23 protein-coding genes and 6 tRNA genes are annotated in these 25,630 nt (G+C 57.5%); 22 read left to right on the top strand and 7 right to left on the bottom strand.

The annotated features are described in order from the left end of the window. Positions 1–23 precede the first annotated feature (23 nt). The gene (gene glgX / locus H2O17_RS06970) at positions 24–2,231 is read right to left on the bottom strand and encodes a glycogen debranching protein GlgX (RefSeq protein WP_182049034.1); all 2,208 of its coding nucleotides are present in this window, start codon (positions 2,229–2,231) and stop codon (positions 24–26) included. On the opposite strand from glgX, the gene H2O17_RS06965 reads away from it, so the two are divergent. The 4 genes from H2O17_RS06965 to H2O17_RS06950 all read left to right on the top strand — a co-directional run bounded on the left by H2O17_RS06965 (position 2,230) and on the right by H2O17_RS06950 (position 6,561). Further along, complete coding sequence (locus H2O17_RS06965; RefSeq protein ID WP_182049033.1) at positions 2,230–2,403, top strand: hypothetical protein; 174 nt, start codon at positions 2,230–2,232, stop codon at positions 2,401–2,403. The two genes, glgX and H2O17_RS06965, sit on opposite strands and share 2 nt — an antisense overlap. A gap of 100 nt (positions 2,404–2,503) precedes the next feature. Then, positions 2,504–3,706, top strand: coding sequence for an IS1249 family transposase (locus H2O17_RS06960; RefSeq protein ID WP_246311178.1), 1,203 nt, complete (start codon positions 2,504–2,506; stop codon positions 3,704–3,706). Between the two features lie 294 nt (positions 3,707–4,000). Then, complete coding sequence (locus H2O17_RS06955; protein WP_220456730.1) at positions 4,001–5,272, top strand: IS3 family transposase; 1,272 nt, start codon at positions 4,001–4,003, stop codon at positions 5,270–5,272. 122 nt (positions 5,273–5,394) lie between these two features. Next, positions 5,395–6,561 (top strand): IS1249 family transposase, encoded by a 1,167-nt coding sequence (locus tag H2O17_RS06950; RefSeq protein WP_182049030.1) that lies wholly within the window; start codon positions 5,395–5,397, stop codon positions 6,559–6,561. A gap of 81 nt (positions 6,562–6,642) precedes the next feature. On the opposite strand, the gene H2O17_RS06945 is transcribed toward H2O17_RS06950, so the two are convergent. After that, a tRNA-Val gene (locus tag H2O17_RS06945) sits at positions 6,643–6,714 on the bottom strand. Between the two features lie 155 nt (positions 6,715–6,869). Here H2O17_RS06945 and H2O17_RS06940 point away from each other — a divergent pair. The 7 genes from H2O17_RS06940 (at position 6,870) to H2O17_RS06910 (ending at position 10,138) form a co-directional block, all read left to right on the top strand. Continuing rightward, positions 6,870–6,942 (top strand) — tRNA-Gly (locus H2O17_RS06940). A gap of 30 nt (positions 6,943–6,972) precedes the next feature. Further along, positions 6,973–7,043: transfer RNA gene (locus H2O17_RS06935), tRNA-Cys, on the top strand. A gap of 5 nt (positions 7,044–7,048) precedes the next feature. Further along, positions 7,049–7,120: transfer RNA gene (locus H2O17_RS06930), tRNA-Val, on the top strand. A gap of 67 nt (positions 7,121–7,187) precedes the next feature. Beyond that, positions 7,188–7,260: transfer RNA gene (locus H2O17_RS06925), tRNA-Gly, on the top strand. A gap of 36 nt (positions 7,261–7,296) precedes the next feature. After that, positions 7,297–7,368, top strand: a tRNA-Val gene (locus H2O17_RS06920). A gap of 203 nt (positions 7,369–7,571) precedes the next feature. Then, a complete protein-coding gene (gene thrS / locus H2O17_RS06915; protein WP_425486309.1) occupies positions 7,572–9,563 on the top strand; it encodes a threonine--tRNA ligase in 1,992 nt (663 codons plus the stop codon). A gap of 26 nt (positions 9,564–9,589) precedes the next feature. Next, complete coding sequence (locus H2O17_RS06910) at positions 9,590–10,138, top strand: HIT family protein (protein WP_182049028.1); 549 nt, start codon at positions 9,590–9,592, stop codon at positions 10,136–10,138. A gap of 38 nt (positions 10,139–10,176) precedes the next feature. Here H2O17_RS06910 and H2O17_RS06905 read toward each other — a convergent pair whose 3' ends face one another. Genes H2O17_RS06905 through H2O17_RS06885 form a run of 5 tightly spaced genes read right to left on the bottom strand, consistent with a single transcriptional unit; the run spans position 10,177 to position 15,504 of the window. Beyond that, positions 10,177–11,145: an ROK family protein gene (locus H2O17_RS06905; RefSeq protein WP_182049027.1), complete on the bottom strand. Its 969-nt coding sequence runs from the start codon at positions 11,143–11,145 to the stop codon at positions 10,177–10,179. Continuing rightward, positions 11,142–12,068: a carbohydrate ABC transporter permease gene (locus tag H2O17_RS06900; RefSeq protein WP_246311177.1), complete on the bottom strand. Its 927-nt coding sequence runs from the start codon at positions 12,066–12,068 to the stop codon at positions 11,142–11,144. The genes H2O17_RS06905 and H2O17_RS06900 overlap by 4 nt, the downstream gene beginning before the upstream one ends. After that, on the bottom strand, positions 12,065–13,000 hold the full coding sequence (locus H2O17_RS06895) for a carbohydrate ABC transporter permease (protein WP_182049026.1): 936 nt from the start codon (positions 12,998–13,000) through the stop codon (positions 12,065–12,067). Before H2O17_RS06895 ends, H2O17_RS06900 begins: the two co-directional genes overlap by 4 nt. A 56-nt stretch (positions 13,001–13,056) precedes the next feature. Continuing rightward, positions 13,057–14,388, bottom strand: coding sequence for an extracellular solute-binding protein (locus H2O17_RS06890; RefSeq protein ID WP_182049025.1), 1,332 nt, complete (start codon positions 14,386–14,388; stop codon positions 13,057–13,059). Positions 14,389–14,427: 39 nt separating this feature from the next. Beyond that, the gene (locus H2O17_RS06885) at positions 14,428–15,504 is read right to left on the bottom strand and encodes an ROK family transcriptional regulator (RefSeq protein ID WP_182049024.1); all 1,077 of its coding nucleotides are present in this window, start codon (positions 15,502–15,504) and stop codon (positions 14,428–14,430) included. A 118-nt stretch (positions 15,505–15,622) separates the two neighbouring features. On the opposite strand from H2O17_RS06885, the gene H2O17_RS06880 reads away from it, so the two are divergent. The 11 genes from H2O17_RS06880 to ruvB all read left to right on the top strand — a co-directional run bounded on the left by H2O17_RS06880 (position 15,623) and on the right by ruvB (position 25,571). Continuing rightward, positions 15,623–17,023, top strand: a complete 1,401-nt coding sequence (locus H2O17_RS06880; protein ID WP_182049023.1) for a family 20 glycosylhydrolase — start codon at positions 15,623–15,625, stop codon at positions 17,021–17,023. A gap of 120 nt (positions 17,024–17,143) precedes the next feature. Continuing rightward, a complete protein-coding gene (pgsA, locus tag H2O17_RS06875) occupies positions 17,144–17,779 on the top strand; it encodes a phosphatidylinositol phosphate synthase (protein ID WP_182049022.1) in 636 nt (211 codons plus the stop codon). Between the two features lie 2 nt (positions 17,780–17,781). Next, the gene (locus H2O17_RS06870) at positions 17,782–18,888 is read left to right on the top strand and encodes a phosphatidylinositol mannoside acyltransferase (protein ID WP_182049021.1); all 1,107 of its coding nucleotides are present in this window, start codon (positions 17,782–17,784) and stop codon (positions 18,886–18,888) included. Positions 18,889–18,900: 12 nt separating this feature from the next. After that, the gene (locus H2O17_RS06865; RefSeq protein ID WP_182049020.1) at positions 18,901–20,028 is read left to right on the top strand and encodes a glycosyltransferase family 4 protein; all 1,128 of its coding nucleotides are present in this window, start codon (positions 18,901–18,903) and stop codon (positions 20,026–20,028) included. Further along, on the top strand, positions 20,025–20,594 hold the full coding sequence (locus H2O17_RS06860) for a hypothetical protein (protein WP_182049019.1): 570 nt from the start codon (positions 20,025–20,027) through the stop codon (positions 20,592–20,594). The genes H2O17_RS06865 and H2O17_RS06860 overlap by 4 nt, the downstream gene beginning before the upstream one ends. Further along, positions 20,591–21,829: a PrsW family intramembrane metalloprotease gene (locus H2O17_RS06855; protein ID WP_182049018.1), complete on the top strand. Its 1,239-nt coding sequence runs from the start codon at positions 20,591–20,593 to the stop codon at positions 21,827–21,829. Before H2O17_RS06860 ends, H2O17_RS06855 begins: the two co-directional genes overlap by 4 nt. A gap of 9 nt (positions 21,830–21,838) precedes the next feature. Then, a complete protein-coding gene (locus H2O17_RS06850; RefSeq protein WP_182049017.1) occupies positions 21,839–22,411 on the top strand; it encodes an NUDIX hydrolase in 573 nt (190 codons plus the stop codon). 100 nt (positions 22,412–22,511) lie between these two features. Then, complete coding sequence (locus H2O17_RS06845; RefSeq protein ID WP_182049016.1) at positions 22,512–23,270, top strand: YebC/PmpR family DNA-binding transcriptional regulator; 759 nt, start codon at positions 22,512–22,514, stop codon at positions 23,268–23,270. A 2-nt stretch (positions 23,271–23,272) separates the two neighbouring features. Next, a complete protein-coding gene (ruvC, locus tag H2O17_RS06840; RefSeq protein WP_182049015.1) occupies positions 23,273–23,902 on the top strand; it encodes a crossover junction endodeoxyribonuclease RuvC in 630 nt (209 codons plus the stop codon). Between the two features lie 47 nt (positions 23,903–23,949). Then, positions 23,950–24,543, top strand: coding sequence for a Holliday junction branch migration protein RuvA (gene ruvA, locus H2O17_RS06835; protein WP_182049014.1), 594 nt, complete (start codon positions 23,950–23,952; stop codon positions 24,541–24,543). A 2-nt stretch (positions 24,544–24,545) separates the two neighbouring features. Beyond that, the gene (gene ruvB / locus H2O17_RS06830; protein WP_182049013.1) at positions 24,546–25,571 is read left to right on the top strand and encodes a Holliday junction branch migration DNA helicase RuvB; all 1,026 of its coding nucleotides are present in this window, start codon (positions 24,546–24,548) and stop codon (positions 25,569–25,571) included. Positions 25,572–25,630 lie beyond the last annotated feature (59 nt).

Genomic DNA, 25,630 nt, shown 5'->3' with positions numbered 1-25,630 from the left:
GCGTGAGAGCGGCATATGGGCAATCAGGAATCGCTTGCCTTCCGGCGAGGTGGCACAAAACCAGGCGAGGTATCTGCGACGTCGTCGACCTCCTCATCCTCGAGATGGAAGGCGTTTGGATCCCAAAGTTCGTGGAGAAGCACGCATATTGCGCGGGGTGCGATCTCGAATGAATCTCCTGGGTGTTGTTCGGCGTCAGGGTCCCCGTGGGAACCCGTGTCTAGGACAATGCGCCAGGTATCTCCGTATGCCGCATCCGGAATCACAAAAGTGACAGGTTCATCGCTGGCATTGAACGTAATAAGGATGTCATCATCCTCAATGCGGTTGCCGCGCGCGTCTGGTTCACGAATCTCTGAACCATTCAAGAACACCATGAGTGAACGGGCAAATCCTGTGGACCAATCTTCATCCTGCATGAGTGTGGCATCAGGCCGGAACCACTCCACCTCACCAATAGATGTGCGCCCTCCGCGGGTGGACTCGCCAGAGAGGAAACGCCGCCTGCGAAGCACGGGGTGCTCTTTCCTGAACGCAATGAGGTTGCTGGTGAACGTGAGGAGTGCCAGATCTGCCTTGGTTAGCTCCCAGTCCACCCACGCGATCTCATTGTCCTGACAGTATGTGTTGTTGTTGCCTTCCTGAGTTCGTCCGATCTCATCACCATGCGCGATCATCGGGACACCTTGAGAGAGCAACAAGGTGGTCAGGAAGTTGCGAACTTGGCGGTCGCGAAGATGAACGACATCAGGATCGTCTGTCTCTCCCTCAACTCCGCAGTTCCACGAGCGGTTGTTTGTCTCTCCGTCATTGTTGCCTTCGCGGTTGGCATCGTTGTGCTTGTCATTGAAAGAGACAAGGTCGCGCAGCGTGAAGCCATCGTGAGCGGTCACAAAGTTGATGGAGGCCATCGGGCGCCTGCCCGATGACTCGTACAGGTCAGACGAACCTGTGAGCCGATACGCCAGTTCGGAAAGCACTGCAGGTTCACCCCGCCAGAAGTCGCGCACAGTATCGCGGTACTTGCCGTTCCATTCTGACCACAGTTGTGGGAATTCGCCCACGTTATATCCGCCCTCACCAACGTCCCACGGCTCTGCGATGAGCTTGACTTGGGAGATGATTGGATCCTGTTGGATGATGTCAAAGAACGATGAAAGCTTATCTACGGCGTGGAGCTCACGAGCGAGGGTGGAAGCCAGATCGAAACGGAAACCATCCACATGCATGTCTGTGACCCAGTAGCGCAACGAATCCATGATGAGCTGAAGAGTGTGGGGACTACGCATGTTCAGTGAGTTGCCGGTCCCGGTGGTGTCGAAGTAGTGCTCCGGGCTTTCCTCCACTAGGCGGTAGTACGAAGGGTTGTCTATTCCCTTGAAAGAGAGGGTTGGGCCCATATGGTTGCCCTCGGCGGTGTGGTTGTAGACCACATCCATGATCACTTCGATGTCAGCCTCGTGGAAGGTCTTCACCATCTCTTTGAACTCGTGGACCTGCCCGGTGTCATTGCTGGCACTGGTGTATCCGTTGTGCGGCGCAAAGAAGCCGATTGTGTTGTAACCCCAGTAATTGGATAGGCCCTTTTCCTGCAGAGAGGTGTCATTGACGAACTGGTGGCAGGGCATGAGCTCGATTGCCGTCACTCCCAGCTTTGACAAGTAGTCGACGATCACCGGATGGCACATACCTAGATAGGTGCCACGGTATTCCTCGGGAATGTCAGGGTGACGCATTGTCATACCCTTGACGTGAGCCTCGTAGATGATCGAGTTTGAGTAGTCGTGGCCCGGTGGGCGGTCCCGGCCCCAGTCAAAGTACGGGTTCACCACCACTGAAACCATCGTGTGGCCAAGCGAATCCAGTTCCTTGCGCTGTGACGGATCTGCGAAGTCATAGGAGAACAGCGCTTGATGGTTGTGTATCTGGCCGTCTATTGCTTTCGCGTAGGGATCCAGAAGTAGCTTCGAAGGGTCACACCTCAGCCCGCTGCTTGGATCGTATGGGCCATATACCCGGTACCCGTAGCGTTGGCCCGGACGAACTGCCGGGATATAGCAGTGCCACACTGAGCCGTCCACTTCGCGCAGTTCAACCGCGGTCTCATTGTCATCTTCATCCAACAAGCACAGCTCAATGCTCTCGGCTACCGACGAGTAGATTGAGAAGTTGGTGCCTGTTCCGTCAAAAGTTGCCCCGAGGGGGTACGCGTTTCCTGGCCAAATCTGCATGGCACAAGAATCTCACGTAATTGCCCATCTGTGGGAGGTTCACGCAGGCTTTCGCGAAACCTGCAAGGAAATGACGGCCCAAACGCTGCTGATTTCGGCCGAGGAAACGCCGATGAGCATTGGCGGGTTAAAGGCCAGGATTGGTGTTTTTATGTCTGGGTTTTCGGTGTGATGGTGGGGAAAGGTCGGGATCGTCTTGCTTGTGAGGCAAGATGAGGCGTGATTGTGTCTGCTTCTCCCACTTTCCTCTGGTTATGTGGTAGCGCCTTGGAATGCCTGCATATGGGTGTGTGGGAAGACAACGATCAACACGACCCTGCTCCATCTGCGCGTGTGGCCCAGTCCTGAAGAATGGGTACCGCAACGGAAGAATCCGATACCGGTGCGCGACCTGCGGCCAAGATCCACACCGCCTCAGTGCTGGACGGCCAGATATTACCGACACAGCTGTTCTGACCCGATTCCTTGAATATGTGACGGGCACCAGCACACAGGCACACATGACTGGCACCAGCCTGAGAACTCAGCGCCGTGACTGGCAATGGTGCTGGAGCATTCCTACTCCGCAGGTAGAACCAACAGGCGAGGTCTACTCCCAAGTCTTCATTGACGGCATCTACCTTCCCTACGGCTGGTGCCTGCTGATCGCTCGTAGCCAGAGTCATGTTGTTACCTGGCAGTGGACGACACGCGAAACGAAAGCCGCCTACATGGCGTTACTGGACCAGATCGCTCCTCCCTGTCTTGTCACCACCGACGGGGCCGGTGGAGCCCTGAAAGCCCTCCATGACCTGTGGCCTGATACTCCTGTTCAACGCTGCCTGGTCCATGTTCACCGCAACAACCTACGCGATCTGACCCACCGTCCTGCCACCCCTGCAGGGAAAGCTCTTTATGGCTTATCCATCCGACTCTTGAAAGTCAAAACCCGGCAGGAAGCAGCGGCTTGGTCTGGTCTGCTTGTCCAGCTCCACACCCAGTACCAGGCCTATTTCACGGAACGAACCTGGGCCCGTGATGTCCCGGCCTCCCAGCGTCGGGAAGGGCGAACATGGTGGTACACCCATGAACGTGACAGGCGTGTCTACCACCGCCTGGCACGCCTCCAACAAGAGGGAAGCCTCTTCGCCTTCCTCGACTTCGACCCGCCACAGGAACGCACCACGAACCCTGTCGAATCAATCAACTCACGCATCCGCGCACTCACCTACGCACATCGGGGAATGACGGAAACACACATGCAAGCAATGATCAACTGGTACCTGCATTCCACAACCGAAAACCCTCAATCAGCCAGCCACATACTCCGAGAATGGAACACAGCTGGCAGGCCACAACGCCGCACAATCCCAAAGAGAAAGACCAAAGCCAAACTCAAACCCACCGTCGGGGACATGCCCGTCCACTACGACACCGCACTCACCAAAGAAGAAGGCCTCTGGCCCCGAAAAGGCTGGGCAGGACGATCACACTAAACCGCAACACACCCACCAAAATAAAAACACCACTTTTGGCCTTTAACCCGCATCAGGATGAGCGGTGGGGCCATACGAAAAGGGTTAAGAGACAAAAGGGGGTCTGGACAGTTTTCCGTATCTTTTCGGGAGGCTTGTATGAGGGTTGTGTATTCAGCTGAGCAGAAGCGTGTGGCTGTGGCGACGTTCCGTAGGTTGGGTTCGTATGTCAAGACGATCCGGAAGTTGGGGTATCCGTCTCGGCATGTGCTCCATGATTGGGTGCATCAGTCTCGTCGAGGTCGCAAACCGGTCGTGAAGAGGCAGCCTGCCCGCCACTATCCATGGACTGTTAAGTTGAGCGCCGTGGAGCGGATGAATGCTGGCCAATCAGTTAAAGACATTGCTGGGGATCTCGGCATTGTTAACCATATGCTGTTGTATAAGTGGATGCGGCTATGGAACCAAGAAGGTGAGCGGGCCCTGATGACTAGACGTGAGAAACGCGAGGCTGATGGGTTAGCCACTCGAGCTCAACTAGAGAAGTCATTGCCGGATGATCCTGACGAGTTGCGTCGTTTGGCGGCCAGGCTTCTAGTGGAAAAGCATGTGTTGGAACACGAGCTTGATCTGGTAAAAAAAGACGGGGGCGTCATCCCGGGACAACTGTCGAACCTGAACAAGACACGCATCATTGACCGGTTGCGTGCTCGTCTTCCTTTCGTGATGCTGCTGGAGGCGTGCGCGATCTCGGCCAGTAGCTACCACTATTGTCGGGGTGTGCTTGAACGTCCCGACAAGTATGGCGAGCTCGCTGGCAGGATTGAGAAGATTGCTGGCGATTCGGGCTTTACGTATGGTTCTGCACGGGTCTGGCTCAAACTCAAGCGTCTTGGGGTGACTGTTTCTGAGAAGGTTGTTCGTCGTTTGATGAAAGAACATCAGATCCCGGTTTATTACGCTCACCGCAAGCGTCGCTATTCCAGTTATGAGGGAGAGACAAGCCCGGCCCCAGATGATCACGTCAAGAGGAATTTTCATGCTGATGAGCCTGACAGACTATGGCTCACTGATGTCAGTGAGTTTGCTGCTTCGGACGCCAAGGTCTATCTCAGCCCGATGATTGATTGCTGTGATGGGAAAGTGGTGGCGTGGCAGACGAGTCGACGACCGGACAAGGTGATGACGCAGTCGATGCTGGAAGCTGCGATCGCGAGTTTGCCTACCGAGCGCCACGACGCTTTACGTGATGATAAGGAAGCTATCCCACTGATTATTCATAGCGATCGTGGTGGACATTACCGGAGCGCTGAATGGATCGAGACCACGAAGGCTGCTGGGATCACCCGCTCGATGGGAAAGAAGGGATGTAGTCCCGATAACGCGGCCTGTGAAGGATTCTTCGGACGTATGAAAACGGAAATGTTCTACGGTCACACCTGGACCAGTGCCGCACAGCTCGAGACGGCAATCAATGATTACCTTATCTTCTATAACACAGAGCGCTTGAAAACATCCCTTGGAGGCACCATCCAAGAAAACCGTGACAAAATGGAGAAACCAGAACCATCCAGAAAACAGTCCTGACCCCCAAAGGTGGGTCTTAAGATCGGGTTTTTCGTTGCTGTGATCGTGGAAAGTCGCTGTCTTTAGGGTGGCGGGCCTTAATACGATTGCTTCCTTGAACTGGCAACAGTTATGTGCATGGGGTGAAGAAACTCAGCCCGCGTGCCCGTACCTGCCCGATCTGCCACCGCCCGTGTCGAAAGAAAGGCACCACACGAGCAGGCACACAACGCTGGTACTGCACCGAATGCCGTTACTCCTTCACCGCACCACGCGCAGACCAGCAACGCCTGGCACAGTTCCGCGAGTTCATCGACTACGTCACCGACACCCGCCCCCGCCGCCACCTCACCACATCCATCCGGACCTGGGACCGCGACCACGCCTGGTGCTGGACAACCAAACCGATCTGGCAACCAACCGGTGAAATCCATGACCAGATCTTCATCGACGGCACCTATATCGCCCACGGCTGGTGCGTGCTCACAGCCGCTACCACCCAGGGAATCATCGACTACCAGCTATGCGATCGTGAATCGAAAGCCTCCTACCAAGCTCTCCTCGCACGCATCCCAGCACCCCTGGTGGTCGTCACTGACGGAGCGCAAGGAGCCCTGGCAGCGATCAGGAAGGAATGGCCCACCAGCCGTCTGCAACGCTGCCAGGTCCACATCCAACGCAACATCCGCAGGGTCACCACCAGTCGACCAAAAATCGTTCAACACAAAGCCCTCTACCGTCTTGGACTGGACCTGACACGCATCACCACCAGCGAGCAAGCCATCGCGTGGCAAAAGAAACTCGCCGCCTTTCATAACCTCTACGACCCCTGGCTCGCTGAACGCACCTTCAAAGCCGACACCCCACCCGGCGTGGTCCCGGCATTCGCGAAACGGAACAAAGCCTGGTGGTACACCCACCACAACACCAGAAGCATCGTCAGATCCCTGGACACACACGTCAAAGACGGCGTCTTATTCACCTATCTCGACCCCAACCTGGAAACCACCAACAAGCTCCGATCGACCACAAACCCCCTCGAAGGCGGCATCAACGCCCCCTTGAAGGCCTATCTCCACGCCCACCGCGGCCTGACCGAACACCACATGTTGAGAGCGATGGACTACTACCTGTACTCCCGGTCCCTGAACACCCAGCCCATCACCGACTTCGCAACAAACATCGAACAACCCACACCACTACACGCCAACAACACTCGCCCAGGCCCAGCCGAAATCGACACCACCATCAACACGAGCGCACCCTGGGAAGACGGCCTCACAATCCGCACAGGATGGATCCGAAACTAACCCCGACACGCCGCCATAAAACCCACGTTTTGTCCTTTAACCCTACGAAAAGGTCCCTTGAGAATTCAAGGGACCTTGCGGTGGGCGATACTGGGTTCGAACCAGTGACCTCTTCGGTGTGAACGAAGCGCTCTACCACTGAGCTAATCGCCCGTATTGGCGTGCCTGATGAGAATAGCCCGAACGGAGTCGCTTTCGCAAAGCATGCGGGCGTGGCGTGCGCCTCATCGGCTCGGTTGGACATGGCGCGCGAAGATTGCCTATAGTTATGGAGCGCCGCCGGGAGCTAGTCTTCCCGCGGATCTGCTGCGGATGTGGCTCAGTTGGTAGAGCATCACCTTGCCAAGGTGAGGGTCGCGGGTTCGAGTCCCGTCATCCGCTCGGTGGAACGATGGTTCACCATCACCGCACGGTGGGTTGGCCGAGAGGCGAGGCAACGGCCTGCAAAGCCGTGCACACGGGTTCGAATCCCGTACCCACCTCGCTTGGGCGATTGGCGCAGCGGGAGCGCGCTTCCCTGACACGGAAGAGGTCACTGGTTCGATCCCAGTATCGCCCACTATGGAAGAGGCTCTGAAGGAATTCAGAGCCTCGAACATTGAAAAGTCGTGAAAACGGCACATATTGCGGATGTGGCTCAGTTGGTAGAGCATCACCTTGCCAAGGTGAGGGTCGCGGGTTCGAGTCCCGTCATCCGCTCAAAATCGGACCGGCGCAAGCCGGTTCTTCATGTATGGGCGATTGGCGCAGCGGGAGCGCGCTTCCCTGACACGGAAGAGGTCACTGGTTCGATCCCAGTATCGCCCACTCTTATCGGCTCTAGGGCCCTCACGCCTCTGAACAGCACACCCAACTAAGTCGAGTATCATAGACGGGGTGTGCACCTGCGTATGTGCTCACTTCTGTCAAGCGCGTGCCGCCGTATGTACGCGCCCAACATATGAGGAGACCACGTGTCCCAGATTTTGATTGACGATCACCCCTTCGAGTCTTCCGAACTCACCACCGGAATCGAATTCTATTCGGGGGAACGCACTATCATTGCAGTGCGGATCGATGGTGAACTGAAGGATCTGAGCACGGACCTGACGTCCTTGCCCGAAGGCGCCGTCGTCGAAGGTGTGGATGTGGCCAGCACTGACGGGCTCAACATTCTTCGCCACTCCACAACGCACGTACTCGCTCAAGCGGTACAGGATACGTTCCCCGACGTGAACTTGGGTATTGGTCCTTTCATTACGGACGGTTTCTACTACGACTTTGGCAACATTGATGCCGTGACTCCAGAGCTTCTTCGTGATCTTGAAAAGAAGATGAAGCGCATTGTCAAAGAGGGCCAGAGGTTCCAGCGCAGGGTGGTCACTGAAGGTGAAGCTCAGGCTGAACTAGCCGACCAGCCCTACAAGCTCGAACTCATCACCACCAAAGGTGGGGGAGCAGAAGACGCCGCGGTGGAGGTTGGCCACGGCGAGCTAACTATTTACGACAACGTTCGCCGCGATGGCACGGTGGCGTGGAAGGACCTGTGCCGGGGACCCCATGTGCCCAGTACTAAGCTTCTTGGTAATGGTTTCGCTTTGACAAAGGCCTCTGCGGCCTATTGGAAGGGCGACCAGTCCAATGATGGCTTGCAGCGCATCTACGGCACGGCTTGGCCAACCAAGGACGAACTGGTGGCCTATCAAGAGCGCATCCGTGAAGCTGAGAAGCGCGATCACCGCAAGCTTGGCTCGGAGCTCGATCTGTATTCGTTCCCCGAAGAAGTGGGCCCGGGCTTGGTTGTGTTCCACCCCAAGGGTGGGATCTTGCGGCACGTTATTGAAGAGTACGTGACCAGCCGCCACCTCGAAGCCGGCTTTGACTTTGTCCACACCCCTGAGATCTCAAAGGGTGATCTGTTCAAAACGTCGGGCCATCTGCCCTATTATGCAGACACGATGTTTCCCCCGATGAACGTTGATGAGGAAGTCGATTCCGAAGGAAATGTGACGAAGGCTGGTCAGGCTTATTACCTCAAGGCCATGAACTGCCCAATGCATAACCTCATCTTTAGATCGCGAGGGCGTTCATACCGTGAGCTTCCGTTGCGGTTCTTCGAGATGGGTCATGACTACCGGTATGAGAAGTCAGGCGTTGTGCACGGTCTGACCCGCATGCGTGGGTTCACCCAGGACGATTCCCATACCTACTGCACCCATGAGCAAGCTAAAGATGAGATCACTATGCTGCTCAACTTCTTCTTGGGAATCCTGCGCGACTTTGGTCTAACCGACTTCTATCTCGAGTTGTCCACGCGTGATGAGGATGGCAAGAAGAAAGACAAGTTCATTGGTTCGGATGAGGATTGGGCCGATGCCACTCGAATTCTCACTGAGGCGTGCGAATCGACCGGCTTGAATCTTGTTCCAGATCCAGGTGGCGCTGCCTTCTATGGCCCTAAGGTCTCGGTGCAAGTGAGGGATGCTCTGGGCCGCACGTGGCAGATGTCCACGGTGCAGTACGACTTCAACCAGCCGGAGCGGTTCGGCTTGGAGTTCACAGCCTCCGATGGCTCGCGCCAGCGCCCGGTCATGATTCATTCCGCCAAGCTGGGCTCTGTGGAACGTTTCATCGGGGTATTGGTTGAGCATTACGCTGGTGCCTTCCCTGCGTGGTTGGCTCCGGTCCAGGCACGAATCGTCCCCGTGGCTGAAGCGTTCGATGGATACGTCGCCGACGTCGCCGCTAAGTTGCGTGCGCAAGGCATCCGCGTTGAGGTGGATCAATCTGACGATCGTTTCGGTAAGAAGATCCGCAATGCTGCCAAGGAGAAGATTCCGTTCACCCTCATCGCTGGCGGTGAGGACGTTGAAGCGAATGCTATTTCCTTCCGCTACCGCGATGGGCATCAAGAGAACGGTGTGCCGATTGACGCGGCTATCGCCCATATTGTTGATGTGGTAAAGCGGCGCGTGAACGAACCTGAATATGAACGCATGGAGCCAGTAGTCACGGCTGAGTGAAACCCGAGTAGTGAGGTGGGGTGGGCATGACCTTCGAAGAAGCGGATTCCTTTCCAGGAGATCCCGATGGACTGCAAAGGTTGTGGACACCCCATCGCGCTGCCTATATAGGAGGCGAAAACAAGCCTGCCTCACCGGCTTCGGCTGAGTGCCCGTTCTGCCATGCGCCAACCGTGGACGATGAATCGGGCCTCATCTTTGCCCGAGGACAAAGCTGTTTTGGCCTTCTCAACCTGTACCCATACAACTCTGGGCACGTGCTCATCTGTACGTATCGCCATGTCTCGATGTATCCCGATCTGACGGAGGAAGAGCGCAGCGAAATGGCCCTGATGACCTCCCGCGCAATGCAGGTTCTGGGGGCCACGATGCATCCGCACGGATTCAACCTTGGCATGAACCAAGGTGAGGTTGCAGGCGCTGGAATTGCTGCGCACATCCACCAGCACATTGTTCCCAGATGGGGCGGGGATGCGAACTTCTTTCCGATCATCGCGCAGACAAAGGCAGTGCCAGCAATTCTCGGCGACACGCGGCGTGAGCTCGCTGCCACGTGGCAGAAGTTGTTCGGCTGAGGCACAAGAAGCCACCGTGCTAAAGGTTCGCCGTGTCTCTAATGGGCTTGGATGTTGTGCGGTCGGAGGGCCGCCAAGCAGGCCCCTAATGCCGCGATCTCGGCACCAGGCGGAACGAGGCTGATACGCCCGGCTACATTCGCGTGTTCGAGGAAGGGCGAATGGCTCGCGCGGGCCGTCAGCTCCTCGCGCAGATGCTCAAGTAACTGGGGGCCAAGCTCGCTGACTCCGCCTCCCAACACAATTGCGGCAGGATCCACACTGAGCGCCGTCATCGTCACTGCGTGTGCAAGCGCGCGAATCCACTGATCGCGGGCCTCGACGGCTTCGGGAGCACCAGAATCGGCGGCAGCAAAGAGTTCCTCACCAGAATGCCCTGCCTGTGCGCCGGGCCATAAGCGGTCAAGGGCTCGTCCGGATGCGTAGACCTCGAGGCATCCTCGCTGCCCGCAAGCACACGGCAATCCATTCTCCCGGTAGACCATGTGGCCTATCTCCCCGGCACTGCCGGAAGCTCCCTTGCGTGGAACGCCATCTAAGATGAACCCGGCAGCAAGCCCAGTTCCAACTGAAAGGAGGGCGACGTCGTCGCCAGATCCTGTGGTGCGGGCGGCACCGAGCGTGGCTGCGTCGGTATCGTTGACGAGTGTGACCGGAATGTTGAGTTCGGCCGCGAGGCGCTTGCCAAGCGGCACATTCTCCCCAAGAATCCCTACGTTGACGCCGTGGGAGACCGTTCCAGCCTGACTATCTACCACCCCGGGTATGCCTACGCCTACCGCGCGAAGCACGCCCGTGAGCCTACCGGCTTCCGGATCGCACAGGGCAGTGACCACCTGGCGTACTGTTGCCACCACGCCGTCAGGCCCGCGCTCGGTCGGGACCTTCATGGATCCGAGTACACCGTGAGCACTGAATGCGACAGCGCGAGTCTTGGTTCCTCCGACGTCGACCCCGATGGCAAAGCTCTCCGAGTCCAGCAGGTCATCAAGGAAGAGCGGTTTCATCCTTTCACCGCTCCCGAGACCAGCCCCGACGTCATTCGCCCTTGAACCAACATGAAGAAGATGATCACGGGAATCGCGATGATCGTTGATGCTGCCATAACTTGCGCCCAATCCACGCCACGATTCACAGAGGCGTTGAGGAATCCACGCAGCCAGAGCGGAAGAGTTTGCGAGGCTTGGTCAGGCAGCGTGACGAGCGCGATCGTAAACTCATTCCACGCCTGCAAGAAAGCATAAACACCTGAGGAGACCAAGCCGGGAGCGAGCAGCGGGAACGTTATACGAAGGAAGGCCTGCGTACGGGAAAGGCCGTCCACCATGGCGGCTTCTTCGAGTTCCACAGGTACACCGGCCACGAATCCCCGAAGCATCCAAATCGTGAACGGAATGATTGCAGCGGAATAGAGAACCGTGACGCCCAAAACCGAGTTCAATCCGAATGCGGGAACGTATCCGCCCACTGTTGAGAGCATCTTGTACTGGGCGATGAAGAGGCCCTCGGCGGGAAGCATCTGGATTACCAAGATGGAGACGATGAACGCTTTTCGGCCCCGGAATCTGAAACGACTGATTGCTAGTGCCCCGAGGAACGCGACCACCAACACAATACACACGGTGACCAGTGTGATAGTCAGGCTCATTCTCAGTGCGGGAAGGAACCCGGGATCAGTCATGGCCCTTGTGAAGTTCACGAGCGTGGCGTGGGTTGGCAAGAACGAAGGGGGCATCTGGCGTAGCCGGGCGTTTGGTGTTAACGCGGAGAGGAACATCCAGTACACGGGGAAGATCCATACAAGGGCGACGACGATGCCGAGCAGGTCGTTGAACAGCTTTCGGGGCCGGATCCGCAGTCGGCGCGAGGGCCTAGAGGAGATGCTGGCCGGCGCGGCTACGGTGGCGGTGGAGGCAGGGGCGGTCGTCACGCGTCCTCCTTGAGTAGTGAACGGACGTATGGCCAACTGATCACGATGGTCAGGGCCAAGACAAAGAGGGAAACAGCTGATGCGGCACCGAAATCGTGGCTGGCCATGCCGAGTTCGTAAATGAAGTTGCCCAGGAGGTTCGTTTCACTTACGGGGGCGCCAGCATCTTGAAGCAAACGGATTTGTGCGAACACGCGCAGATCCCAGATGAGTTGGAGCAACAGAACGATGGATAGGACTGGCCGGACCATCGGGATATAGATGTAGTGGAGCAACTGGAAGGGCGATGCGCCGTCCATCTGCGCAGACTCAATGACTTCTTCTGGAACCTGGGTGAGTGCGGCAAACAGAGAGAGCGCAACAAACGGAACTGACATCCAGATGATGATGACGCTGCCCACCACATAGAAAGTTGCTGGCTGGGAGAGCCACGCAAAGTGGTCAAACTGGTCTAATCCGATGCTGGTTAACAGCCAGTTCACGACGCCGGTGCGGTAGTCGAACAACCAACGGAAGATCGTAACGGCTGCCACCATCGGCATCGCCCACGCCAACAGCAGAGCTATCTGCACAATGACGCGAATGCCATTGTGTACGGCACGCATGAGGAGGGCAAACAACAGTCCGATGAGGACTGTGATAAGAGCATTTACCACACAGAAGATAAGCGAGCGGGCAACTACTGACCACAGGCGATCATCACTGAAGATGCGCGCGTAGTTGTCCAGACCCGCAAATGTAGGTGGCTGGCCGAACTGTTGAGCAAGTCCAAACTCTTGGAATGAGGTGACGATCTGCCAAAAGAGTGGGTATCCCAATCCGGCAAGCAACACGAGAATGGGTGCGATGAGAAGGAAGAAAGGTGCTCGGTTCGGCTTTCGGCGCCGTGGCGTGGCAGTGACGTCTGCGTGCGTTGGTGGAGCGATGGACATTCTGACTCCGGTGGGTTGGGGTGGCGGGGCCCTCAACTGGGCCCCGCCACGGTGTGTTAGTTTCCGTTGAGCATTGGCGTCAACTTGGCGTCATACTCAGATGCGAGTTCAGTGACATCGCCACCGTCGGCGATCTTCTGGAAGAGCTCTTCGTAGACGAATGCGCCCTCAATTGCTGCCCATCCGGGTGCCGCTGGGGTCAACTTGGAGTTTTCGGCGGTCTCGATCATCGTCTTGGCGAACTTGTCATCACCAAGTGCTGAGGTGTACTTGGTGTTGGCGGGTCCTAGGCCGTTTTCGCCAAGCATGGTCTGGTACTCCTCGGAGAAGATGATGCGAAGCAGATCCTCAGCGAGTTCGGGATTTGCAGACTTTGCCGAGATGGCAATGTTGGATCCACCTGCGAAGACGGGTGCTACGCCGCCGTCGACGCCCGGCAAGGCAAAGATATCGAACTTGGAGTCGTCGACCATGCCATCGCGAACCTCTTCGCCGGCGTCATTCTTGGTCAGATCACCGATCGACCAACGAGCCCAGCCCGGAGCCATGATGGTGGCTGCTTCAGGTGCGGCGCCGTCCGTACCATCATTGAGGAAGTCCCAGTAAGCGACGTCGCGTTCCGTAGTTGGCAAGTTGGAGGCGTTCATAACGACGTCTTGCCACATCTCCAAACCTTTTATGGTGTTGGGATCGGACAGTGTGGAGGTCCAGGTGGTGCCATCCACCGTTGCCAATTCGCCTCCGTTTGCGAAGACCCACGAGATGCCGTTGCGCCAGTCTTGGCCGCCCATGGCGAATCCGGATTGCTGGTCGGTTGTCAGCGATGTGACGGCATCGGTGAACTCAGCCAGCGTGGTGGGAACTTCCACACCAGCTGCTTTCCAGATGTCTGCGCGGTAGAACATGTAGCGCGAACCGAAGTAGTAGGGGAGCGCGTACTGCTTCCCGTCAACTGTTCCGACGTCAACGAATGATTGCAGCAAGTCCGACCCTCCCAGCTCCTCGTAGATCGGACTGAGATCTCGGAAGGCTCCGACGGTCGTAAATGTTGGAGCCTGCGTGTTACCGATTTCCACTACGTCTGGCGTGTTGGCTTCATCGGGCAGGGCGGTTGTGAGTTTTGTGACCAGATCGCTCCAGGCTTGCTCTTCGATCTTGAGCGTTGCACCGGTGTTCTCGTGGAATGTGGTGACAAGGTAGTCACGCAGTTCATCAGGTGTGTCAGATCCTGCGAGCCAGAGGGTGATTGTCTTGTCGGAGTTGTCCTGAGTGGCGGCAGTGGTGGCTGTGTCTGACGGGTCAGCGGCATCGCCGCCGGAGGAGCATGCAGTAACTCCCAACATTGTCAGCGCCGCAAGTGCTGCGATCGCCTTCGTTCGCTTGACCATCGTGTGGTCCTTTCTTCTGTGTGGTGGCCTTCGTGGTGGTTATGAGATACCGAGCTGACCCGAAAGCACGAGCACGGCAGCGCCTCGAAGTGCGCCGTCGACACCAATGCTTGAGAGGTGAACCCGGAGATTTCGGTGTGATCGTGGAAGCGTGCGCTTACGGATCGTCTGGTCGGTTGCTTGAAGCAATGGGGAAAGGTCGATTCCTTCTGGACCCGCGATGATGATGTCGGCAACGTTGAGAGTGGCCGTGACGGGTGCCAGTACTGTTCCTAACTGAACCCCAATGGCGTTCATGATCCCGACGACGTCGTCGCCCCATTCGCCAGCGGCGACGCAACGTAGTGCGGATTGAGAAAGAACCGTCTCAAGACAACCGGATCGGCCGCACGCACAGGGACGTGGTGGGCCGAGCGGGCCATGCGAATCCTCATCGATGACGGTGACATGGCCGATCTCTCCAGCTGCGTTGTCGGTTCCGTGTATGAGAGCCCCGGCATCAACAACTCCGGCGCCAACGCCCACGCCGATCGTGATGCGAAGCAGGGTGTCTGTGCGGGGCCTATGGAATGTGAACTCTGCGAGCGCTGCGGCATTGGCGTCATTTGCCACGCGCACTGGAATGTCAAGTTCCTCTTGAAGGAGTGAGGCCAAGGGCAGGTCAAACCACCCGAGATTGGGAGCTTGTTCGATGACGCCATCTGGCGAAATGATTCCAGGGGATGAGATTCCTAGGCCCAGGACGTGTGTGTCTGCGAGTGCTACTAGCTTGCGGCAGAAATCGGTAACGACGGGCACGGCCTGTGGTCCGCCGGGCAGGACGCGTGGTTCGTCCACGCGGTGGAGGAGAGTTCCAGTTAGCGACATGATCGCACCTGACATGATGCCGTCATTGGTCAAAGTCGCGGCCGCAATCTGCCAGTTGTCTTCAGACAGCCCGACGAGCGTGGCCCGCTTTCCAACCTTGCCTGGCCGGTTCTCTCTACCGAGTTCGGAGACCAAACCTTCTGCTAGGAGATCCTCTATGAGAGCGGAAATGGTGACACGAGTGAGGCCTGTTGACCGAGCTAGTTCCGCCCGTGACTCTGGACCGGACTGAAAGAGGTGCTGCAGCACGACAGACCGGTTTTGAGTACGAGCATCTGCTGGATGCGAGAGCGTCGTTTGACGAAGAGTTCGAGGCCTCATAAATGTTAGTAAAGCACACTTACAATTAATGTGTCGAATACCATGTATGAAAGAGGTCACTATGGTGGAGGTCAAGGGTATGGAGTCGTTTGCCAACAACGGATTAGTTCCGCGTCCATTCGATGTGAGAGTGGAGTTCGAAGAGCCGTCACGTTCAGCGCCTGTTCCATCGGAGGAAGGAGCGGCAAGAATCGCCACGTCGCTCCGAGCCACCGCTCGGGATCTGGGATTTGCGGAACCACTCACTCTGTGGCAAGAGCGCGAGGCATATCGCGTGATCTGGGATAAGGATGGAATCCAGGTTGATGCCGTTACTCCAACTGGACTGCGGCACGGCACAGCGGCCGCCATGCAGCTGCAAGCTCCGGCCCTAGGGACCCGGCTAACGATCCTCGATCGCCCAGAGTTCCCATGGCGAGGATTGTCCATTGATGTGGCACGTCACTTCTTTGGTGTGGATGACATCTGCGCGATTATCGACATCGCGGCTTCGCTGCGCCTCAACGTGCTTCATCTGCATCTAAGTGACGATCAAGGCTGGCGTATCGAGGTTCCAGAGTTTCCCGAGTTGGTCGAGCGATCCTCGCAGACATCTGTTGGAATGGACGGCGGCGGATTCTTCACAACATCAGATATTCGTACCATCGTGGATTACGCCGCACGCAACGGTCTGACAGTCGTGCCGGAGATTGACGTACCCGGGCACGTCAACGCCGCACTGCATGCACTTCCCGGCCTGAGTCCAACAGGTACTTCACCAGATCCCTACACAGGCGTTGAAGTTGGCTTCTCCACACTGTCCACACAAGCGGAACTGACCCACGAGTTTCTTTCCGCTATATCACGTACGTTGATGGGGGTCGACGTCGGGCCCGTCCACATTGGCGCAGACGAATGCCTCGCAACCACTCGCGATGAGTTCGATGCACTCGTCTCACAGATGGCATCCCATGTGCATAGCGAAGGCAGGTCAGTTGTCGCATGGCAAGAAGGAGCTTCCCATCTCAAGATGGGCGACTTCGTCCAACTGTGGGACGAACGCCAAGAAACGGAAGAACTGGCGGCGGCAGGCAGACGTGGAGTGAAGCTCATCGCATCGCCAGCGTCGCGCGCATATGTGGATATGAAGTACTCCGAAGAAGAGGCCTTGGGCACTACGTGGATGGGAACGGGTGAGCTCAGACAGTCCTTGGAATGGGACCCGCGAACAATAGCTCCCGCCGGCATTGAAGTTGCCGGCGTTGAGGCCTGCCTTTTCACCGAGACCATCCGAACCTTCGACGACCTCACATACATGCTGTTGCCGCGGCTCGCGGCACTGGCAGAAGTGGCGTGGGCCGGATCTGGGGTGGGCGAGTGGGCGTCATTCTTACCGCGAGTGAGCCACTTGGCACAGTTGTGGCAGAAGGAGGGGATCCGCTATCACTGTTCCCCCGGCATGCAGTGACTGCCGTTCAGCACGCGTGTAGGTTCGGCAGCAGGTGCCACCCCGCTAGACTATGCGATGGAATCGCCATCCGTATGCACAATCCCAGCCGGGTGGCAGAATCGGAAGTGAGTACAGATCATGCTGAGCCGAACTGGCCGCCCTCTTGCGGCTGTTCTCTTTGGACCAATTGCCCGTGCGTGCGTCAAGCTGCACATTTCTGCTGACACAATCACCATCACCGGGACTATCGCTGGAGTGGTCGCTTCGTTGACCTTGCTTCCGCTGGACCACCTGACGGTGGGCGCTTTGGTGATCGCTGCCTTGGTCATCTTTGACAACTTGGACGGGCAAATCGCCCGGCTCACAGGCACGGCTTCCAAGTGGGGTGCTTTCCTTGACTCCACACTCGATCGCATCTCGGACGCAGCCATCTTCTGTGGACTCCTCGTATGGGCGTACCTTCACGCAGATTCCTCCTACGTGGAATGGATTCTCATCGGCGGGCTCGGCGCGTTGGTCTTTGGATCCGTGGTGCCGTACGCCAGAGCCCGTGCCGAAGGACTTGGAATGACGGCCTCCGTTGGCTTGGCCGAACGAGCTGATCGCCTCTTCGTGGTACTTCTTGGAACACTTCTGACAGGAATGGAGCTTGGAGACTGGATCATGGCTCTCACCATGTGGATCCTGTGCATCACGGCTTTCGCAACAGTGATCCAGCGGATGGTCCACGTCAAGAAGCAAGTCAAGACGCTTGCGAATGAAGGGAAACTCTGAGCGTGAATCCAGTTCGAGTGTTCGCGCTGGCACAAGGCGCAGTAGATCACTTGCCCGAATCCGCCGGACGTGCGGTATTCGACGTCGTCGGCACTTTCGCTGGTCTCCTTCCCATCGGTGGTACCAAACAACTCCGGAAGAACCAAGCTCGCCTGCGACCGGGCATGAAGAGGCGTGAGGCGCTCGCGCTATCTGCCAAGGCGATGCGGTCATACATGCGCTACTACTATGAGTCATTCCGATTGAGCCGTTGGGACGAAGAATCGATTCTGGCTAGGGTCAGTGGTTGCACCACAGAACATGTTCGCGAAGAGCTACAATCCGGCTCTGTCACGGGCGCGTTGATGCACGCTGGCAATTGGGATCTGGCGGGAGCTTGGGCGAACATCGACCTCGCCACCGTCCACACGATTGCCGAGAAACTCGAGCCTCCCGAGCTGTTCCAAGGATTCCTTTCCTTCCGAGAGAGCTTGGGAATGACGATTTATCCCTTGGTGAAGGGAGGAGGCGCACTTCGTTCCTTGGAAGCGGATATGCGCGAAAATCACATCTTCACCCCGATGTTGGCAGATCGGGACCTCTCCGCTTCAGGCATTGAGGTTACGCTGGCCGGGATTCCCATGCTCGTAGCGCCTGGCCCAGCTCTTCTGGCTCAGCGCACGGGATGTGGCCTTTACCCGGTGTATATCTCCTATGAGAAGCTGGCGGGATCCCGCCGTGCAGCAGCGGGCACCAAGTGGGGAACCCGGATCGACATTCTCCCGGCCGTGCGAGCCACCACCACACCTCACTCTGCTCCAGCCGAAAGAGAGGCCGACATCGCTCGCATGTGCCAAGAGTGGGTGGACACGATCACGCCGTATCTTCTGGATCATCTTGAGGACTGGCATATGCTGCAGAAGGTGTTCGTGGAGGACTTGGACCCGGCGCGCCTTGCGAAGTCGCGTGCGAAGGCAGCAGCAGCCGCGCGCGGTGAAGACGTGAACTCTGCGGACTCCCAGGAGCGCCAGGCAAATCTTTCGTCAGGATGCGCTCAATCTGGTGATGCTCAGCCCAAGGGCACGCGGCGGGAGCATTCTCTGCCTGACAACCGGGTTGATGAAGCTTAAGGTGGCACAGGAATGAAGATCGGTATCGTCTGTCCATACTCGTGGGATGTTCCCGGCGGGGTCCAGTTTCATATTCGCGACCTGGCGAGTGAGCTCATTCGCCGCGGCCACGATGTTCGGGTCATCGCTCCCGCGGAGTCCTTCGAAGGTCTGCCGGATTTTGTCACTCCCACAGGCTCAGCGGTGGCCATTCCCTACAACGGATCGGTGGCCCGCCTATCCTTCGGACCACGCGTGAATCGGCAGGTGCGGGCGTGGCTTCGCGAAGGTGACTTCGACGTGCTACATGTGCACGAACCTTTCATCCCCTCGCTTTCGATGCTTGCCCTCATGAGCGCCGACTGCCCAGTAGTCTCCACTTTCCACACGGCAATGGATAAGTCGCGAGCATTGGAGATGGCATCGCCGTTTGTGCGTCCCATGTTGGAGAAGATCCAGACCCGTATCGCTGTTTCGCAGGAAGCCCGCCGCACGGCCGTACAGTATCTGGGTGGCGACGCGTTCGTGGTTCCCAATGGCGTCAATACAGCCGCTTTTGAGGACGCGGCGCGGGACAAGAGGTTTGAAGGAACTGCTGAGCATCCCACGCTCGGGTTTCTTGGTCGCCTCGATGAGCCACGCAAAGGCCTGCCCGTCGTGGCGCAGGCATTTCATGCAATCCGCGATCGCGTGCCGGGAGTTCGGCTGTTTGTGGCCGGACGCGGCGATGTTGTGGAGGCCGCTGAGATGTTTGGCGACGACGCCGAGGCGGTCACATTCCTCGGCGCTGTCACTGACGATGACAAGGCAGCTCTTCTCAGTTCCGTGGACGTGTATCTTGCACCCAACACAGGTGGAGAATCCTTTGGGATTATTCTCATTGAGGCTATGAGTGCGGGGAGCTTTGTTGTGGCCTCCGACATTCCAGCGTTCAAAGCGGTTCTTGGTTCTGGGAAATTTGGAGATCAGTTCCCCAACGAGGATTACGCTGCCTTGGCAAAGACGGTGGTGGACGCCCTCAGAGATCCTGAGCGCCGCGCCCAGACGGTAGCTCGTGCCCATACGGAAGCCCATCGTTATGATTGGGCCACGGTTGCTTCGCAGGTCTTTGCCGTCTACGAAACAGCCATCAGAATTGCCCAAGCCGGAGTGGATGAATGAACGCATCCGAATGGATACTGATCGTTATCATCGTGGTGGCCATAGTGGTCCTTGTCAGTACGCTTATGGCGCGCCGGCTGGATCGGTTGCACCGTACCGTTGTGAAGTCACGAAGGACCCTAGAACACGCACTGACTGCTCGGGCGCAGTACGCACACGATTTTGCAGACTCAGGGGTGTTGGATCTGGCTGGCGCCATTCTCTTGGCTGATGCCGCGGACAACTGCTTGCGCCAAGGTATGGAACCGATTGTGGACGATGGGCTCGATCGCATTGAGGGTTTCGACTTCCCGGCAGCTGGCGTAGACCGGCGTTCGCTGGAATCAGACCTTTCCCGAACACTTCGACTGACCGTGGATGAACTTGGCGAATCCGAAATTCCGGAGGAGAACCGAGAGATCTATGAAAAGCTGCAGCGGTCCCGGCTCGATGTAAGGATGACTAGGTCTTTTCACAACAACCATGTTGCCCAGATCAGCCAAGTCCGAAGGGCACCATTGGCATCCGTTCTGCGCTTAGCTGGTAACGCTCCAGCTCCCGCCACAGTTGATATGGATGATGAATGAGCCATCACCAGAGCTTCGGGGGCACCGAGTTCGCAGATACATCGGCACAAGCAGTCACCCCGGGGGCTGCAGCACCGAACGTCTCCTACACCGCACCGCGATGGAACGAACCCGCAAAGCACAGCCCACGCTTCTACATGGCTGTTGCGGGTTTTATTGTGCTCGCACTGGCTGCATTTGTGTATCTGCTGCCACTCTTGAGTGTGCGAGGAGTGGGCGTCACGATCTTCGTTGCAGGCCTTGCGCTGCTTCCCGTCGTCGTTATCCTTGCATTCATCCGGTGGGTCGACGAATGGGAGCCCGAACCAAGCTGGCTATTCGCCGTCGCATTTGCGTGGGGTGCCGGGGTCGCGGCACTCACATCGCTCATCGGGAACGGTGTGTTTGCTCAAACGATGGCAACTACTGCCTATCTCAGCGAGTTCCAGCAGGAGGTTCTGCCCATCGTTGTCGGTGCTCCACTCGTTGAGGAAGCGGCGAAGGGGGTGGGAGTGCTCGTCATCTACACGGTGTTCAGAAAGTACTTCAACGGCCCAATTGATGGCCTTGTATACGGAATGCTCGTGGGCTTGGGATTCGCTTTTTCAGAGAACATCCTGTACTTCAGTGAGTACTACGACCAGCTCGGAGCAGTATTTCAAGCTCGCGCTATCGAAAACCCTTTTATCCATCCACTTGCAACTGGCTTAACAGGTCTGTTCATTGGACTTGCTTCGGATCGTAAGGGATTCGCTTCACTCGTTTCGCTTGGATTCATCGGATACTGTTCGGGTGTTCTCGTTCATGGGTTGCATAATTACTCCGCGGTAACGGCAATGAGCAGCTCCACACGTTTTGCTTTTCAGCTCCCTATTTATATGGCAATGCTGTGGATCATTTGGTACTTGCGCGGCAAGGAACGCACGGACGTATCTGCGGTTCTGGCAGAATATGCCGCTGCGGGCTGGCTGACTCACAATGAGCTGGCCATGATTTCGAAGGTCTCCGCACGGCGCTCTGCCGTGGATTGGGCGGGCAAGAACCTTGCGAGCCTAGGTGGGCATGAAGAAGACGGCCGCCGGGCCATGGAACGATTCCAAGAAGAAGTGATTCGGCTCGGCTACAATCGCCATCGCGAACTGCGGCAGGGAAGCGTCAACAACCCCAGCAATCGAGCTGAAGAAATGCGCCAACTTCAGCTGATCAGCTACCTACGTGAGGTATTCACTGGCCGCCACATAGCGTCGGTTTGGTAGCGTTGTGGGGTGGCTATTCCAAACTTGAGTAACGAACAACGTGACCAACTGGTCAACGAATGGCACCCCGATGCGGACGGCATACTCTCGCGCAATGCTGCACGGATAGTCCTGTTCAACCACGCCGGTGCCACATTCTTGATCAAAGGCCACGACTTCGGAGATACGGACCATGCTTGGTGGTTCACCGTAGGCGGGGGACTGGAGCCGGATGAGTCCCCACAGGCCGGAGCGTGCCGGGAGCTATGTGAAGAGACCGGGCTTCAGTTTGAACCCGACCGTTTGGTCGGGCCGGTTATGAGGCGCCACGCCATTTTCCGATTCGCCTGGGAGACGCGGCGTCAGCACGAACTCTTTTTTATTGCCACTGTCACTCAGTCTGAGATGGAGAGAATCGGAAATTCGACACATCTGACAGCGCTCGAAGAAGAACTGCTCGACGAATACCGGTGGTGGGAAATCGAGGCCATTCCAGAGGCGGAGAGCCGTGGCGAAACCGTCTATCCGCAGAATTTCGCCAGCTATGCCGAGGCGTGGCGCCAAGGATGGGATGGTACGTGCACTGAAGTGTGGGAGCAGTAGGTCCACGCCACTGCGGGCCCAATAGCTGTGGACCATGTCAAGCTAGGTGCGGGTGCGAGTACAATATTCACGGACGACAAGCAATTTCTGAGGAGAACCTGTGTCAGGACACTCTAAGTGGGCCACTACTAAGCACAAGAAGGCCGCCATTGATGCCAAGCGCGGCAAGCTCTTCGCGCGCCTTATCAAGAACATTGAGGTTTCCGCGCGCACAGGCGGTGGCGATCCTGCTGGTAACCCAACCCTGTTCGATGCCATCCAGAAGGCAAAGCGCAACTCCGTGCCAGCAGACAACATCGACCGCGCAGTCAAGCGCGGATCCGGTGAAGGCGCAGATGCCGTCAACTACGAATCGATCATGTACGAAGGTTATGCTTCAGGCGGCGTCGCAGTTCTTATTGAGTGCCTCACCGACAACCGGAACCGCGCTGCATCCGAGGTTCGGGTGGCACTTACCCGAAACGGAGGCCAGCTGGCGGAACCAGGCTCGGTTTCCTACCTGTTCGCACGTCGTGGTGTGGTCGAGGTTTCCAAGACCGATGCCCTGACTGAAGATGACATCCTGATGGCCGTGCTCGATGCCGGCGCTGAAGAAGTCACAGATGAAGGCGACGTGTTCGTTATTGAATCGGATCCGAGCGACGTGGTGGCCGTGCGTACCGCTTTGCAGGATGCCGGGATCGAGTACAACTCAGCTGAGAGCGAGTTCGTGCCTTCCATGAAGGTGGAAGTGGATAAGGAAAGGGCAGAGAAGGTTCTGCGTGTCATCGATGCACTCGATGACTGCGACGATGTACAGAACGTCTTCTCCAATGTTGACATTCCGGATGCAGTTCTCGCGCAACTCGAAGAAGCTTAGCCATGAGGATTCTCGGGGTTGATCCGGGTATGACCCGGTGCGGCTTCGGGACTATCGATACAGAGGGCGGCCGGCGCGTACAGCTCGTTGACATGCGAGTAGTGCGTTCGGCCGCCGAACTGGCTCCTCACAAACGCCTTCTCATCATCGCAGATGGACTAGACGAGGTAATGGAGGAGTTCAAGCCCGACGTCGTCGCGGTGGAACGCGTCTTTGCGCAATCCAACGTTAGATCCGTAACGGGAACTGCACAGGTGGCGGGAATCGTGATGCTCGCCGCTGCACGTGCCAGTCTTCCCTTGGGAATGCACACGCCTTCCGAGGTGAAGGCGGCGGTCACGGGAAGCGGCCGAGCAGACAAACGGCAAGTTCAGATCATGGTTCAGCGGATCCTGCGCATGACGGAGCTTCCACGCCCAGCTGACGCAGCGGACTCCTTGGCAATAGCGATCACGCAGGCCTGGCGGGGCGGCGCCGATTCTCTGCACGCGGAACCTGATCGCGCTCAGCATGGCGGTGCGGGCACATTGCCGCGAGCAACTGGCCGCGATCTGACTGAAGCTCAGAAACTGTGGGCTGGCGCTGAGCGGATGTCGCGCCGACACGGCGCGGTGGCGCCACGCGCCAAGTAATATAACTGAGCTAGAATCTTCAAACATACGTTCGAGGAAGGCTTGCGATGATTTCCGTGGTTCACGGTGAAGTCCTCATGCTCAGCACTGAGGCCGCGGTTATAGATGTCAACGGCATTGGGTTACGCGTTCTGGCAACACCAGCCACGCTGGCCACTCTCACAGTTGGGCGCGAAGCCTTCCTCCACACAGCGCTTGTAGTGCGCGAGGATTCATTGACACTATTTGGCTTCGTGGATCTAGACGATCGCGAAACCTTTGAGATCCTCCAAGGAGTTTCAGGGGTCGGGCCGCGTATCGCACTTGCGATTCTTGCCGTCCACACGCCCGATCTACTACGCCGGGCAGTACACAATCAAGATGCGGCTGCGCTGCAACGCGTCTCTGGAATCGGGAAGAAGGGTGCACAGCGTCTGATCCTCGAACTGGGCACCAAGCTTGGCCCCGTGCGTGGATCTGGCCAGGCATCGGCCTCCGCCACTCCAGTTGGCAGCAGTGATGTGGTTGAGGCACTCGTAGGTTTGGGATGGCCTGAACGCGACGCCCAGCTGGCCTGTGATGAGGCTCAGGCCCAGTTCCCGGGCGGCGACGTACCAACCTTGCTGCGTGCCAGCCTTCAGGTTTTGGGAAGTAGGCGCTGAGCATGGATGATTCAAACGAACTGGTGACCGCAGAAGCTACCGATCTGGAGCGGGCAGCTGAGGCTGCGCTTCGACCACGCCACCTGGAGGATTTTGTTGGGCAACCAGTGGTGCGCGAACAGCTGTCATTGGTGCTCGAAGCCTCACTGCAACGGGGGCGCACGCCTGACCATGTCCTTCTCTCTGGACCTCCCGGGTTAGGCAAGACCACCCTCGCAATGATCATTGCCAATGAAGTGGGTGGTTCGCTGCGCCTAACTTCCGGGCCGGCTATTCAACATACGGGCGATCTGGCAGCAGTTCTTTCCTCCTTGCAGGAAGGCGACGTGCTCTTTATCGACGAGATTCACCGTTTGGCACGAACAGCAGAAGAAATGCTGTACCTAGCTATGGAGGATTTCCGTGTGGACGTGATGGTTGGCAAGGGGCCAGGCGCTACATCTATTCCACTTCCGCTTCCGCCGTTCACCGTGGTCGGAGCCACTACTCGGGCAGGTCTACTCCCAGCTCCACTGCGCGATCGTTTTGGATTTACGGGGCATCTGGAGTACTACAGCGATTCAGACCTGACCACGATCGTGACCACGAATGCGGTCAAACTCGGTGCTGACCTTGAGAGCAGTGCGGCCGGCGAAATCGCTTTGCGGTCTCGCGGTACGCCACGCATTGCAAACCGTCTGCTTCGGCGAGTTCAAGATTGGGCACAAGTCCGGGGGAGCGGGGTGCTGGATCTGGGCGCCGCACAGGCGGCGTTAGACGTATTCGAAGTGGATAAGCGAGGTCTGGATCGCCTGGACCGCGCCGTGTTGGATGCAGTATGTAAGCGCTTTGGCGGAGGGCCGGTTGGCCTGACTACGTTGGCCGTATCGGTGGGAGAGGAACCTGAGACGGTTGAAACCGTTTCGGAGCCTTACCTCGTACGTGAGGGATTCCTCGTGCGGACGCCTCGAGGGCGTGCCGCCACGCAACTGGCATGGCAACACCTAGGTTTGGTGCCACCGGAAGCATCTGGCACGCTCTTCGCCTAATGCGCTTGGGAGCGGGAAACGCCAGGCTAGCTGCCACAAAACTATGCAAGAAAGCCGCC

The organism is Changpingibacter yushuensis (genome assembly GCF_014041995.1).
GTDB classification, from domain to species: Bacteria; Actinomycetota; Actinomycetes; order Actinomycetales; family Actinomycetaceae; genus Changpingibacter; species Changpingibacter yushuensis.
This window is presented reverse-complemented; position numbering and strand designations above follow the sequence as displayed.

Excerpts from the sequence above, each read along its gene's own strand:
- H2O17_RS06960 (WP_246311178.1), top strand. The coding sequence starts at position 2,504 with ATGCCTGCATATGGGTGTGTGGGAAGACAACGATCAACACGACCCTGC.
- H2O17_RS06895 (WP_182049026.1), bottom strand. The coding sequence starts at position 13,000 with ATGTCCATCGCTCCACCAACGCACGCAGACGTCACTGCCACGCCACGG.
- ruvB (WP_182049013.1), top strand. The coding sequence starts at position 24,546 with ATGGATGATTCAAACGAACTGGTGACCGCAGAAGCTACCGATCTGGAG.
- H2O17_RS06855 (WP_182049018.1), top strand. The coding sequence starts at position 20,591 with ATGAGCCATCACCAGAGCTTCGGGGGCACCGAGTTCGCAGATACATCG.
- H2O17_RS06860 (WP_182049019.1), top strand. The coding sequence starts at position 20,025 with ATGAACGCATCCGAATGGATACTGATCGTTATCATCGTGGTGGCCATA.
- H2O17_RS06880 (WP_182049023.1), top strand. The coding sequence starts at position 15,623 with ATGAAAGAGGTCACTATGGTGGAGGTCAAGGGTATGGAGTCGTTTGCC.
- pgsA (WP_182049022.1), top strand. The coding sequence starts at position 17,144 with ATGCTGAGCCGAACTGGCCGCCCTCTTGCGGCTGTTCTCTTTGGACCA.
- H2O17_RS06905 (WP_182049027.1), bottom strand. The coding sequence starts at position 11,145 with ATGAAACCGCTCTTCCTTGATGACCTGCTGGACTCGGAGAGCTTTGCC.
- H2O17_RS06865 (WP_182049020.1), top strand. The coding sequence starts at position 18,901 with ATGAAGATCGGTATCGTCTGTCCATACTCGTGGGATGTTCCCGGCGGG.
- glgX (WP_182049034.1), bottom strand. The coding sequence starts at position 2,231 with ATGCAGATTTGGCCAGGAAACGCGTACCCCCTCGGGGCAACTTTTGAC.
- ruvC (WP_182049015.1), top strand. The coding sequence starts at position 23,273 with ATGAGGATTCTCGGGGTTGATCCGGGTATGACCCGGTGCGGCTTCGGG.
- ruvA (WP_182049014.1), top strand. The coding sequence starts at position 23,950 with ATGATTTCCGTGGTTCACGGTGAAGTCCTCATGCTCAGCACTGAGGCC.
- H2O17_RS06965 (WP_182049033.1), top strand. The coding sequence starts at position 2,230 with ATGGCACAAGAATCTCACGTAATTGCCCATCTGTGGGAGGTTCACGCA.
- H2O17_RS06890 (WP_182049025.1), bottom strand. The coding sequence starts at position 14,388 with ATGGTCAAGCGAACGAAGGCGATCGCAGCACTTGCGGCGCTGACAATG.
- H2O17_RS06910 (WP_182049028.1), top strand. The coding sequence starts at position 9,590 with ATGACCTTCGAAGAAGCGGATTCCTTTCCAGGAGATCCCGATGGACTG.